At 73.0% G+C, this 12,089-nt stretch carries 11 protein-coding genes; 5 read left to right on the forward strand and 6 right to left on the reverse strand.

Features of this window, described 5'->3' with window-relative positions; all coding sequences use genetic code 11:
• Positions 1-28: 28 nt before the first annotated feature.
• Both ABD385_RS28945 and rdmE read left to right on the forward strand, forming a co-directional pair.
• On the forward strand, positions 29-709 hold the full coding sequence (locus ABD385_RS28945) for an NAD(P)H-dependent oxidoreductase (protein WP_344581614.1): 681 nt from the start codon (positions 29-31) through the stop codon (positions 707-709).
• Between the two features lie 220 nt (positions 710-929).
• Positions 930-2,528: an aklavinone 12-hydroxylase RdmE gene (gene rdmE / locus ABD385_RS28950; RefSeq protein WP_344581615.1), complete on the forward strand. Its 1,599-nt coding sequence runs from the start codon at positions 930-932 to the stop codon at positions 2,526-2,528.
• 118 nt (positions 2,529-2,646) lie between these two features.
• On the opposite strand, the gene ABD385_RS28955 is transcribed toward rdmE, so the two are convergent.
• Positions 2,647-3,276, reverse strand: a complete 630-nt coding sequence (locus ABD385_RS28955) for a PepSY domain-containing protein (RefSeq protein WP_344581617.1) — start codon at positions 3,274-3,276, stop codon at positions 2,647-2,649.
• Between the two features lie 427 nt (positions 3,277-3,703).
• On the opposite strand from ABD385_RS28955, the gene ABD385_RS28960 reads away from it, so the two are divergent.
• Positions 3,704-4,873, forward strand: coding sequence for an anhydro-N-acetylmuramic acid kinase (locus ABD385_RS28960; protein WP_344581662.1), 1,170 nt, complete (start codon positions 3,704-3,706; stop codon positions 4,871-4,873).
• 90 nt (positions 4,874-4,963) lie between these two features.
• Here ABD385_RS28960 and ABD385_RS28965 read toward each other — a convergent pair whose 3' ends face one another.
• Entirely contained in the window at positions 4,964-6,100 is a 1,137-nt protein-coding gene (locus ABD385_RS28965) for a DUF4185 domain-containing protein (protein ID WP_344581618.1), read from the reverse strand.
• Positions 6,101-6,326: 226 nt separating this feature from the next.
• Entirely contained in the window at positions 6,327-7,208 is an 882-nt protein-coding gene (locus ABD385_RS28970) for an alpha/beta fold hydrolase (protein ID WP_344581619.1), read from the reverse strand.
• Positions 7,209-7,796: 588 nt separating this feature from the next.
• Between ABD385_RS28970 and gntA the strand changes: the two genes are divergently transcribed.
• A complete protein-coding gene (gene gntA / locus ABD385_RS28975) occupies positions 7,797-8,486 on the forward strand; it encodes a guanitoxin biosynthesis heme-dependent pre-guanitoxin N-hydroxylase GntA (protein WP_344581621.1) in 690 nt (229 codons plus the stop codon).
• Positions 8,487-8,553: 67 nt separating this feature from the next.
• Here the strand turns inward: gntA and ABD385_RS28980 are convergent, their stop codons facing one another.
• From ABD385_RS28980 to ABD385_RS28990, 3 genes are all read right to left on the reverse strand, one after another.
• Entirely contained in the window at positions 8,554-9,552 is a 999-nt protein-coding gene (locus ABD385_RS28980; RefSeq protein ID WP_344581622.1) for a PLP-dependent cysteine synthase family protein, read from the reverse strand.
• A gap of 222 nt (positions 9,553-9,774) precedes the next feature.
• On the reverse strand, positions 9,775-10,299 hold the full coding sequence (locus ABD385_RS28985) for a DUF4232 domain-containing protein (protein ID WP_344581623.1): 525 nt from the start codon (positions 10,297-10,299) through the stop codon (positions 9,775-9,777).
• Positions 10,300-10,498: 199 nt separating this feature from the next.
• On the reverse strand, positions 10,499-11,137 hold the full coding sequence (locus ABD385_RS28990; protein WP_344581624.1) for an SRPBCC family protein: 639 nt from the start codon (positions 11,135-11,137) through the stop codon (positions 10,499-10,501).
• Between the two features lie 216 nt (positions 11,138-11,353).
• On the opposite strand from ABD385_RS28990, the gene ABD385_RS28995 reads away from it, so the two are divergent.
• On the forward strand, positions 11,354-12,007 hold the full coding sequence (locus ABD385_RS28995) for a TetR/AcrR family transcriptional regulator (protein ID WP_344581625.1): 654 nt from the start codon (positions 11,354-11,356) through the stop codon (positions 12,005-12,007).
• The last annotated feature ends 82 nt before the right edge of the window (positions 12,008-12,089 follow it).

Genomic DNA, 12,089 nt, shown 5'->3' on the forward strand with positions numbered 1-12,089 from the left:
CATCGCGATACGTCGATATGATTGGGGTATGTCGACCTTCGATGCTGCGCCCACAGCCCTGATCGTGCACGCCCACCCCGAGGCCCGTTCGTTCAGCACCGCCCAGATGACCACCGCGGCCCAGGCCCTGCGCGACGCCGGGTACCGGGTCGACGTGCTCGACCTCTACTCCGACGCGTGGGCCCCGGTCCTCGACCGTGCGGAATTCGCCCCGGTGGAGGGCCACTTCAAGCCGCAGGCCGAGCAGCAGCGTGCGATCAAGGACGGGACGCTCGACGCGACCGTCAGGGCCCACCTCGACCGCCTGCTCGCCGCCGATCTGCTCGTCCTGTCGTTCCCGCTCTGGTGGTTCTCGCTGCCCGCCATCCTCAAGGGCTGGGTGGACCGGGTCTTCGTGATGGGCGGGGTCTTCGGCGGGGACTACGGACTCTTCGGGGACGCCGCGCTCGCCGGGAAGCGGGCGATGCTGCTGTTCACGACCGGCGGCCCCAACGAGTCCTTCCAACCCGGCGGCACCCTCGGCGCGATGGACGACTTCCTGTTCCACATACACCGCGGCATGCTGGAGTTCGTCGGCTACCAGGTCCTCGACCCCGTGATCACCTACGGACCGGCCCACCTGACCGAGCAGGACCGCACCGCGGCCCTGGAGGCGGTCCGCGAGGCCGTCGCGCGCACCGCGACCACCGCACGAGCCACCGCGCACTGATCCCGAACCGCACGGCGCGCGCACGGCAGTTCACCCCCGCCGTCTCCCCGACCGTCTCCCCGACCGTCTCCCCGACCGTCTCCCCGACCGGCGGACGCCCGTCCTCCCCTTCCTGACTCCCGCACGGACGGTACGTTCTTCGGCAACGCCCCTAGAGTGGAGGGGAGTTGACAGAGATCCGTCCCGCACCGCAGCGGGCATCGCGTGAGGGGGAAGGGCCGTGACGGAGCGGACGTCCGTACTGGTCGTGGGGGCCGGACTGGCCGGCCTGGCCAGCGCCATGTTCCTGGCGGGGCGCGGAGTCGACGTGCTGCTGGTCGAGCGGCGCTCCGGGACCTCGCCGTTCCCCCGGGCCGTGGGGCAGAACCAACGGACGATGGAGCTGCTGGGGTTCGGCGGGATCGCCGACGACGTTCCGACGCACACGCCGGGCCGGCCCACGTTCCGGGTCAGGATCGCGGCCGGCCTGCGGGGGCCGGCCTGGCGCGAGGAGCGTTCGGAGGCCGATCCCGCGGACCTCGACGCGCTGTCCCCGGCCGCGTTGGGCACGGCCGGCCAGGACGTGCTGGAGCCGCTGCTGCGCCGGCGCGCCGAGGACCTCGGTGCCGCACTGCGCTTCGACACCGAGTTGGTCTCCTTCGACCAGGACGACGACGGCGTGACCGCCGTGCTCCGCGGACGCTCCGACGAGCGGCCGAGCCGGGTGCGGGCGGACTACCTCGTGGCCGCCGACGGCAACCGCAGCGGCGTGCGCGGCGCCCTCGGCGTCGACCGGCACGGCCCGGGCAGCCTGGGCCACAACATCAGCATCATCTTCGACGCCGACCTCGGTGACCTGACCGACCGGGAACCGACCCTGCACGTGCTCCACGGCGACGGGGCCAGCGGCATCTTCCTCACCCTCGACCACACCGCCGGCCGGCACCTCTACAGCGTCGCCCACGACCCCGCCGACGGGCCGTCACCGGCGGACCTCACCACCGAGCGCTGTACCGAACTGGTCCGCCGGGTCACCGAGTTGCCGGACCTCCGACCGGAGATCAAGGCCGTGCAGCCGTGGGAGATGGCGGCCTCCGTGGCGGACCGGTTCCGGGTGGGGCGGGTGCTGCTGGCCGGGGACGCCGCGAAGGTGACCCCGCCGAGCGGCGGGCTGGGGGGCAACACCGCCATCGGCGACGCCTTCGACCTGTCCTGGAAACTCGCCGCGGTGCTCGACGCGTCGGCCGGGCCGGCGCTGCTCGACTCCTACGACGCCGAGCGCCGCCCGATGGCCGACCGGGTCGTCGCCGCGGCACTGCGGCTGCTCGCCGGCCGCGGGGCCGCACCGGCCGACGAGGACGCCGACCCCGAGCCGGCCACCGACCAACAGGGCACGCTCCCCGTGACGCTCGGCTTCCGCTACCGCTCGTCCGCGGTGCGCATCGAGGACGACGACCCCGCCAACTCCGAGGACCCGTACCGGCCGAGCGGCCGACCGGGATTCCGCGCGCCGCACGTGTGGTTGCGCCACGACGGCGGCACGACGTCCACGGTGCACCTCTTCGGGCGTGACTTCGTGCTGCTGTCCGGTGCCGAGGGCGGATTCTGGTCCGGCGTCGCCGCCGAGGTCGCGGCGCGCCTCGGGACGACCGTGCGGCCCCACGTCATCGGCGAGCAACTGACCGGCCCGGCCGGCGAGTTCCTCATCCGCTACGGCATCGGCCCGTCGGGCGCCAGCCTGATCCGACCGGACGGCGTCGTCGCCTGGCGGACCGTCGAAGCACCGGCCGATCCGGCCGGGGCCCTGCACCGGGCGCTCACCGCGGTCCTGGCACGGTAGGCGGGGCCGGTGGCGCGCCCGCCGGCTCGACTCGGCGCCGGCGGGACCGGTGGACCGGGGCCGGCGCCTCCGCCGTCCGGTCCCGGTCCACCGGCCCCGGTCCACCGGTCCCGCCCGCTCAGTCGTCACCACCGTCGTGGTCGTCGTCCGCTTCGCGCGGGGAGACGGTGCGCAGGGCGCCGGTGTGCGGGTCGACGAGCAGCGCGTGCTCCGTGCCGTCGCCGGTGACCGTCTCGACCTCCCACACCGGCGTGGCACGGTGGTCGTCGTCCAACTCCACGGACGTCACCGTGCCGTACCCGGCGGCGGCCTTCCGGACCGCGTCGACGGCGCCCGTCCGGGCACCGACCAGGGTGGCGCGCTCCCGGGCGTGATCGTCGTCGTCCCCGCGGTCGACGCGCTGGCTCAGCACCCGGGCCGTGCGCGCGTCGAGGGTGATCTCGCGCCACCGGCCGTCGTCGCCCAGCACGTCCACGTCCCACACCAGGCCCGGCCGATCGCGGTCCAGATCGAGGTCGGAGACCTTGCCCGGGACGGCCCGGAGGGCGACGGCGGCGGCCTGGGCGGCGGTCACCCGGGCCGCGCGGGCCTCCTGGAGGTCCTCGACGTCCGGGCGGCCGGGCCCGTTGGCCGGGGCCGCCGCCGGTGCGCTGCCGCCGGAACCGTCACCGCTGACCGCGACGGCGGTGACCGTGCCGCCGGCCAGCAGGGCTACCGCGGCGGCGGCGATGACGAGGTGGCGCTTCATGGGCTCTCCTCCGATGGTGGGACGCGGCCCCGGTCGTCCGGGCCCGGCGCTGTCGAACGCTGTGCCACCACAGTGGCCGAACCCACCTGAAGCCCAACTGAAGCCACCTGAAGATCCCTTCAGGTGGCTCCGGCTCCCCCGGCGACCTGTGCCGGCGCCTGCGCCCGGCCCCGCGTGCGCGCAGGTGCGCCGTATACGGCGACCGTCCCGGCCGCCCCGGAGCGGGCCCCTGCCGGCCGGCACGACGCGCGCCCGCCACTGCCCGCCTCCCCACACAACTCCCCCTCGTCGACGGCATGCTGAGGAGGACCAGCCCCGCCACCGACCTCCGCCGCACCGCCCGTCCCCGCCCTCCCGACGACAGGAAGGCACCCCCGTGCCGCCCTCCCGCCCCGCCCGCACCACGGCCCCCGCACCCGGCGACGCCCTGCGCGTGATCGGTCTGATGTCCGGCACGTCCTACGACGCCATCGAGGCCGCCGCCGCAGACCTCGCGCTCCACGGCGACACCCTGCACCTGCGCCCGCTCGGGCACCTCTCCGTCCCCTACCCGGACGACCTGCGGAACCTCATCGCCGCCACGCTGCCCCCGGCCACCACCACCGCACGGGACGTCTGCGCCCTGGACACCGGCATCGGCCACGCCTTCGCCGACGCCGCCGAACGCGCCCGGCACGAACTGTGCGCCGACGCCGCCGACCTCGTGGCCTCCCACGGCCAGACGCTCTACCACTGGGTCGAGGACGGGACCGTCCGCGGCACGCTCCAACTCGGCCAACCCGCCTGGATCGCCGAGCGCACCGGCCTGCCCGTCGTCTCCGACCTCCGCAGCAGGGACGTGGCGGCCGGCGGACAGGGCGCCCCGCTGGTCAGCATGACGGACGCCCTGCTGCTGCGTGCGCTCCCCGGCACACCCGCGGCGCTCAACCTCGGAGGCATCGCCAACATCACCGTCGTCGCCCCCGACACCGCGCCGCTGGCCTTCGACACCGGCCCGGCCAACGCGCTCCTGGACGCCGCGGTCCACCACTTCACCGGCGGCGCGGCCCGCTACGACCGGGACGGACGCCGGGCCGCCGCCGGCCGCACCGACCCCGACCTGCTGCGCCGGCTGCTGGCCGACCCGTACTACCGCCGGCCCGCCCCCAAGACCACCGGCAAGGAGCACTTCCACCTGCCCTACCTCCGGCGAGCCCTGGACGCCGCGCCGGGGCTCGACGCCCACGACGTCCTGGCCACCCTGACCCGGCTGACCGCCGTCACCGTCGGCGACGCCTGCCGCGCCCACCGCGTCACCGAACTGATCGTCTCCGGCGGCGGAACCCGCAACCCGACCCTCATGCGGATGCTCGCCGAGGAACTCCCTGGCGTGCCGCTGCGTCCGAGCGACGCGCTCGGGCTGCCCGCCATGGCCAAGGAAGCGCTGGCCTTCGCCGTTCTGGGCTTCCTCACGTTCCACGGACTGCCCGGCACCGTGCCCACCAGCACCGGCGCCCGCCGGGCCGCCCTCCTCGGCAGCATCACCCCGGGCCGCACGCCGCTGCGCACCCCCGCGCCTGCGCCCCGCCCCCCACGCGTCCTACGGATCGCGACGTGAGGACGGCGGCGGCCGGCACCACGACCGCCCCACCGGCCGTCGCCGACGCGGGCCCCACCCGAGGCCGGGGCCCGCACTGGATGCGCCGGCTCAGGACAGCATGTGCACCTTGTACTGCATGAACCGGTAGTTCCTCGGGTCGTACCACTGGCTGACGACGATGTGGAAGTCGCCGAACGTCGAACCGGGGACGACGAATCCGCCGTACGGACTGGCGACGAGGTTGCCCACCTCCTGGCCCGGAGCGCCGGGCAGGATCATGGTCTGCTCCAGCGTCCTGGTCAGGTCGGACGTCGGGAGCGGGAAGACCATCGCCCGGATCGACAGCGCGTTCATGTTCAGCCAGGTCAGGACGTACTTGCCGTCCATCGCGCGGAAGCAGATCTCGCCCCATTTGCGGACGCCGAAGACGGTGGTGGGGGGCGCGCCCCACCGCCAGCCGCCGTCGGCGTAGCCCCACGGCTCGTAGGCGCCCGGGTCGCCGAGGCTCTCCTTCCGCACGCGGTGCAGGAGCATCCCCGATTCCACCTCGCGGTTGAAGACCGTGGACAGCACGTAGCAGAAGCCGTCGTCGGCCACCGCGTAGGTCTTCTGCTGGAACTGGCCGCCGTGCAGGTCGGCGGGCCACTGGCAGAGGTACTGCCAGGTCTCGCCGTTGTCGGTGGAGCGCCAGAAGTCCGTGTGGTGGGTGTCGTAGATGACGCCGCGCATGAGGTGCATGTACATCACGCCGTCGACGACGAACACGTCGGAGGGGATCGCCGTGGTGGCCTTGTCGCCGACCGGATTGTGCGGTTCGTCGACGAGGCTGTTGGCGTGGCCGCCGCCGACGCTGCCGTCGATGCGCAGGTTGTTCAGGTCCGCGCTGTTGGAGCGCAGGCCGACCGGGGCCCGCCAGTCGTCGGCGGGCTCGCCGGGCTGCGGGACGTGGTCGCCGTTGAAGGTGTCGCCGCCGACGAACAGCATGGTGCCGTTCGGACAACGCACGGGGATGCCGAGGTCCGTCCACGGCGAGGCGAACGGGCCGGTCTCGGCCGGGCCGCTGAGGTTCTTCACCTTGTAGGCGATGGTCGGGCTGGAAGGATCGCCGGGCCCACCGGCCCGCGCCACACCGGTGGTCGAACCGATGACCCCGGCCCCCACGGCGGCGCCGATACCGATCTTGAGGAGCTTGCGGCGGGTGTGTCCGCCGACCGTCGCGTCCCGCTCGTCCGATGGACGTGTCATTGCATCGATGCCTTTCAGAGCCGCCTGACGGGTACGTGGATTGCCGTTGACCAGCGCCGGTGCCGGCGCAGGGCGCGCGTCGACCACCGACGCCGCTACGGACGCGCGTCGACGCTAACCACCACCGATGAAACGGCGATGACAGGACGATGACCTCGCTGGCGGGCGAGGCCCCCGCCCGCCTGGCGCCACCGCCCCGACCGACCGGGGGCGGACCGCCGGACGCTCAGCCCGTGTGCCGCTCCAGGGCGTCGAGGAGCTGCGGCCAGAGTTCGCGCGGGCGGTCGTGGCCCATGTCGGGGATCAGCCGGAGTTCGGCGCCGGGCACCAGGTCCGCGGTGCGCCGCCCGCCGCTGGGATCGATCAGCGTGTCGTCCAGTCCGTGCAGGACCAGCGTCGGCACCCGGAGTTCCCGGAGCGCGTCCGCCCGTGAACCGCTGAGGACCATCGCGCCGAGCTGACGCCCGATCCCGGCCGGGTAGTGGGAACGGTCGTAGCTGAGCGCCGCCAGTTCGCGCAGGGCCGCGGCGTCACCGTAGCGCTTGGACGCCCACACCAGTTCCCGGTCCGCCGCCGCGACGTACCCCGCGCGGTCCGCCGGCTTCGGGCTGAAGAGCACCGCCTGCGCCTCGGGGGTGGGCTGGCCGTACGCGCCTTCGCCGGTCGACGCCATCATGGACGTCAGGGTCAGCACCCGCTCCGGATGGCTGAGGGCCATGGTCTGGGCGATCATCCCGCCCATGGAGGCCCCCACCACGTGCGCCCGGTCGATGCCCAGCGCGGTGAGCAGGCCCAGGCCGTCGTCGGCCATGTCCTGGAGCCGGTAGGGCACCATCGCCAGCGCGGCGGGGAGGTCTTTCGAGGTCACCGCGGCGATGAACCGCCCCATGTCGACGGGGTGCCCGTCGAACTTCGTGGACAGTCCGCAGTCGCGGTTGTCGTACCGGATCACGTAACGACCGCGGTCTGCCAGCGCGCGGCAGAGGTCCTCGTGCCAGGCGATCATCTGGGCGCCGAAACCCATCACGAGCAGCACGGGGGCGTCACGGGGATCCCCGAAGGTCTCGTAGGCGAGGGACACTCCGGGCGACACGTCAACGAGCGGCATGCACGCAGCCTGCCAGGGCCGGCAGCCGCTGCGCATCCCGATTCCGCGTGGCGCGCGCGGCGCGGGGGCGCGACGACGTCGGGCTTCCCAAGGCTCGTCGCCCCGCCGGAACCGCCGCCGGAACCGCCGCCGGCATCCGCCACCTCGACCGGAACGGGACCGGCGACCCGCCCCACATCCGTCATCGGGCGAGAAAGAGGGAAAGCGGCTGGTCGCGCCCGTGCGGCAGGCCGTGACGGGCCCACCGGTGCGGCGCTCCGCTGCACGGCGGTTTTGCTCCGGACGGGCCTCGACCGACGGCCCGCGACACCCCTTTCCCAGGAATCCGCTCGGAAAAATGCCCGCGTCCGTCCGGCGATGTGAGGAATTCGTCGCGACGGAGTCGCGGAGGGGATTTCGCCGAGCGGCCCTCGCCGGTCACAATCACTCAGCGACCTTCCCCGTTCTCCGCGAACCGGGTCGGTCCGCGCAGCCGCGATGCCTGCTGCCGTGGACCGGTTCCGGCCGCTGTGGGGTGGGCGCTTTCGGATGCCTGAAGGAGATGATCTCCCTTTTCGAGGAGGCACGTTGGTGGAAGGAAGGCTGGCCATGACGTCGGATGCGCGTGAGCAGGTCGAGCAGTTCATCCTGGGCGACCAGTTCGCCTGCCTGGCGGGACGCGCTGCCTGGCGCCAGGGCGGAATCACACACCGGCACTATGACCTGCTGGGGGGCGTCGAATCGGCTCGGCTGATGGCGCTCGACCTTGCGGAGTTCGTGAACGGGGCGAACTGGAGCGCCCGCTCGTTCACGAGCTTCATCGCGACCTTCGAGCGACCGAGGGGGGTGGATGAGCTGCGGTTCGAGGAACTCCTCTGGCAGCATCTGCAACTCCTGCACGAGACGGACGCCGAGACCCATCGCTGGGCCGACGGCTACGCGTCGGATCCGCAGGCCAAGGAGTTCGCCTACAGCGTCGCCGGCCATCCGTTCTTCGTGATCGGCCTGCACGAGACCCACCGCCGGTGGGGCCGCCGTCCTCCCTTCCCCATGCTGGCCTTCAACTCCCACGAGCAGTTCGCCCACATCAAGGGCGCCGGCATGTGGGACCGGCTCGCGGAGAAGATACGCAAGCAGGACATCAAGCTGCAGGGCGACATCAACCCCAACCTGACGGAGTACGAGGAGCTCTCCGAGACCCGCCGCTACTCCGGACGCCCCAAGCCCGCCGACTGGCAGTGCCCCTTCGCCGCCCGCGAGACCGATCGCGAGCGGGAACTCGCCCCTTCCGGCGCCTGACCGCCCGGTGGTCGGGCGGCCCGCAACTCCTCGGGCCGCCCGACCACGCCCACGGCGCCTCGGCCGACTACGCCCCGCCGACGGTCGTGTCGTCGCCGATCTGCTCGCGCAGCCACCCGTCGTCGAAGACCTTGCTCAGGTAGTTGCGGCCGGAGTCCGGAATCACCACGACCACCAGGTCGTCCGGACCGAGCCCGACGGCGACCCGGAGGGCGGCGGCCACCGCGGTACCGGCCGACGCGCCGACCAACAGCCCCTCCTCGCGGGCCAGTCGGCGGGCGGTCACCAGCGAGTCGCGGTCGCTGATCCGCTCGAAGCGGTCCACCACGTCGGTGTGGAACGACTGCGGCCAGGAGTCGTCCACCGTCTCGGGGTGCCGGAACAGGCCGATGCTCTCCACCGCGTACGCGGTGCCGGGCCCGCCGGAGTAGACGGACGCCTCCGGGTCGGCGCCGATCACCTGGACCCGGCCCTCGCTCACCTCTTTGAGATAGCCGCCCGTGCCGCTGATCGTGCCGCCGGTACCGACGCCCGACACCAGGTGCGTGATCCGTCCCTCCGTCTGCCGCCACAGCTCCGGGCCGGTACTGCCGCGATGCGCGCGCGGGTTGGCGGGATTGTTGTACTGGTCGGCCAACCACGCACCGGGCGTGGTCCGGGCGATCCGCTCCGCCGCCGCCCTGGGGTGGTCGGGGTGCTCGCGCGGCACGTCACCGGGGCAGACCACCACCTCGGCACCGTAGGCGCGCAACACCGCCACCTTCTCGGCGCTGCTCTTCTCCGGCAGGGTGAACACGCAGCGGTAGCCGCGCTGCGCCGCCACCATGGCCAGGCCCACCCCGGTGTTGCCCGAGGTCGTCTCCACGATGGTGCCGCCCGGCCGCAGCAGTCCGGCGTCCTCGGCGGCCCGCACCATGGACAGGGCGATGCGGTCCTTGACGCTCCCGCCCGGGTTGACGTACTCCAACTTCGCGTAAACCGGCACGGAAAGGCCCGCGGTGATGCGGTTGAGGCGTACCAGCGGGGTGTTCCCGACCATGTCGGCGAGGGATGCGTAGACGTCCATCGCAGCAGTCTGCCGGAAATGCCCGACCCCCCGGGAGCAGACCACCGGCCACGGTGCGCGCGACCGCCGGACGAAGGACCGGAAGCGGCGACGAGCGAACCCCACCCGCGAGCCCCGCCCCCTCTCCTCCCCCGCGCCAGACCCAGGCCCAAGGATGCCGGGTCCGGGTACGGGGGAGGTCAGCTCGGTGCCGTGCAGGACGTCGCCCGGCGTGCCGGGGGGCTACGCGCCGGGGCGGACCGGGCCGATGACGGTGCCGGCGTCGACGGTGAGCCGGCCGTTGGCGCTGGACTCACCGGGGATCACGCCGCCGGGGGCCTTCAGCGTGAATGTCGCCTCGTCGGCGGGGACGCCGCCGGCGCTGTTGGGCACCTGGATGTCGAAGTGCACCGGGTGTCCCGGGCCGAAGGTCACCACCGTGCCCTGCGGACCGTAGTGGCCGGCAGTGACGCCCTTGAGGACACCGTGGTGGTAGAAGCGCACGTCGATCGGCGAACCGGCCAGCCGGCACGGGTCGTAGCCCGGTGCCGCGGTGAGCGTGACGCGGTAGTGGTGGTGCCCGGACGTGGCGGGAGCCGCGGTGATTTTGGCGGTGTGGTTGGCGGGACGGCAGGCGGAGGGCCTCTCCTTGCCGGCCGCGAGGGCCGTCGGGGACGAAGCCTGCGCCACTCCCCCGCCCACGCCCACCGCGCCCACCAGCGCGACGGCGGCAGCGGTGACGACGATCTTCCCACTGGTACGCATCATGAACTCTCCACTGTTGCTCGGCGGTTGACGGGTGATCCGCCGGACCCTGGTCACCTCCATTCCTCCCCTTCCACCGGGCCGACAAATGTCATAAGTCCGTCACGAATGGATCAGAGGCCCTCCGGTCCGCAGTCACGTCGATGCCCGGACTTCCACCGACTTGCACCGGTGCGGTGGCGCAGGTCCGGGGCGTCGTGACTCAGCGCGGCCGGTGGTGGGTTCGCCCTTCCGCGGTGGCCTTCAGCTCGCCCAGCCACGCGTCGAGGCCCTGGCGCAGGAGGGCGGTGGCGGCGGGCACGTCCGCGTCGACCTGGGCGCCGGTGTGGGTCTCCTCGGTGCTCACCCGGACGCCGCCCTTGACCTGGGTGAAGTTCCACACGTGGACGCCGTCGATGTGCAGCCCTTCCCCGATTGCCGGGCCGGTCCAGCGGATGCAGGAGTTGCGCTTGAGCTGCTCGACGGTGGAGGTGATCTCCAGGCGGGTGGCGGGGGTCGAGGGGTTGGGGGGCACCGGCATCGTCCAGCGGAACGCCGAGCCCGAGCGGAACGGGCCGTGGTCGAGGCGCTCCGCGGTCGCGACGGACGCCTGCCAGGACGGCCAACGCGCCACGTCGGTCTGCACCTTCCAGATGGTGCGCAGGGGCGCGTGGATCAGTGTCTCGGTCCTGTAGCGAACTCGCGCGTCGGGGTCGACGCCCTTCCCGCGGCAGGTCAGGGAGGCAGCGGGGTGGCGGGGGCCGGCCGCGGCGGGTGCGACGGCGGCGGTGCCGAGGAGGCCGACGACGAGCGGGACGGTGGACAGGGCGGCGCGGACACGGGTGTGACGACTGTCGAACATGGCGTTCCCCTTTGCTTGTTGACGGGTGGGCGTGGCGCGTCGGGCGTGCGGGTGCCGGCTCGTGCCGCGCCCGCCGCCGCATGCCCCACACAGCTAGAGGCTTATGCGTTCGTTAGAAGTTATAACGAACGCCGGACCGGCCGGTCAAGAGGTTGCGTGATAGCTTCTAACGGAAGCTTGAATACGTAGCCGAGTGACGCGGAAAGGCGGCGGGCCGTGGGGAAGACGGACGCGCAGACCCCTCGGGAGCGCTACCGCAGTCAGGTGCGCGCGGAGATCAAGGAACGTGCCTGGGAACAGATCGCCCTGGCGGGGGTGCCGGCACTCTCCCTCAACGCCGTCGCCAAACAGATGGGGATGAGCGGCCCGGCGCTCTACCGCTACTTCGCCAGCCGCGACGAGCTGATCACCGCACTCATCCGGGACGCGTACCGCAGCCTCGCCGAAACCTTCCGCACGGCGTCCGCGGCCGGCGCCGACCTGGCCGGGTTGGCGCACGCACTGCGCGACTGGGCCCTGGCGGACCCCCAGCGGTACTTCCTCGTCTACGGCACGCCCGTGCCCGGCTACCACGCGCCCGACGACATCACCGAGATCTCCGCCGAGATCATGGGCACCCTGCTCGACGCCTGTGCGGCACTCACCGCGGACGGCCAGGCAACGCCGTTCACCACCCACCTGCAAGGACACCGGGACTGGGCCGAGGGTCACCCCGCCTCCCCCGCCGCCCTCCGCCAGGCACTGGCCTTCTGGACCCGACTGCACGGCGCCCTGTCCCTGGAACTCGCCGGGCACTTCGCCGGAATGGACCTCGACCCCGCCCTCCTGTTCGCCGCCGAACTGGACGAGCTGCTGACACCCGACGCCTGACGCCCAACACCCGACGCCGGACGTCGAGCACGGAGACGGGACGGGCACGGAGACGAGACGGGCACGCGGACGGGACGGGCTG

The sequence above is a fragment of the Streptomyces lunalinharesii genome (assembly GCF_039532155.1).
Classification (GTDB): domain Bacteria; phylum Actinomycetota; class Actinomycetes; order Streptomycetales; family Streptomycetaceae; genus Streptomyces; species Streptomyces lunalinharesii.

Bases quoted from the DNA above. Each gene is read 5' to 3' on its own strand.
- ABD385_RS28945 (WP_344581614.1), top strand. From the start codon at position 29: ATGTCGACCTTCGATGCTGCGCCCACAGCCCTGATCGTGCACGCCCAC.
- ABD385_RS28955 (WP_344581617.1), bottom strand. From the start codon at position 3,276: ATGAAGCGCCACCTCGTCATCGCCGCCGCCGCGGTAGCCCTGCTGGCC.
- ABD385_RS28965 (WP_344581618.1), bottom strand. From the start codon at position 6,100: ATGACACGTCCATCGGACGAGCGGGACGCGACGGTCGGCGGACACACC.
- ABD385_RS28970 (WP_344581619.1), bottom strand. From the start codon at position 7,208: ATGCCGCTCGTTGACGTGTCGCCCGGAGTGTCCCTCGCCTACGAGACC.
- gntA (WP_344581621.1), top strand. From the start codon at position 7,797: ATGACGTCGGATGCGCGTGAGCAGGTCGAGCAGTTCATCCTGGGCGAC.
- ABD385_RS28980 (WP_344581622.1), bottom strand. From the start codon at position 9,552: ATGGACGTCTACGCATCCCTCGCCGACATGGTCGGGAACACCCCGCTG.
- ABD385_RS28985 (WP_344581623.1), bottom strand. From the start codon at position 10,299: ATGATGCGTACCAGTGGGAAGATCGTCGTCACCGCTGCCGCCGTCGCG.
- ABD385_RS28990 (WP_344581624.1), bottom strand. From the start codon at position 11,137: ATGTTCGACAGTCGTCACACCCGTGTCCGCGCCGCCCTGTCCACCGTC.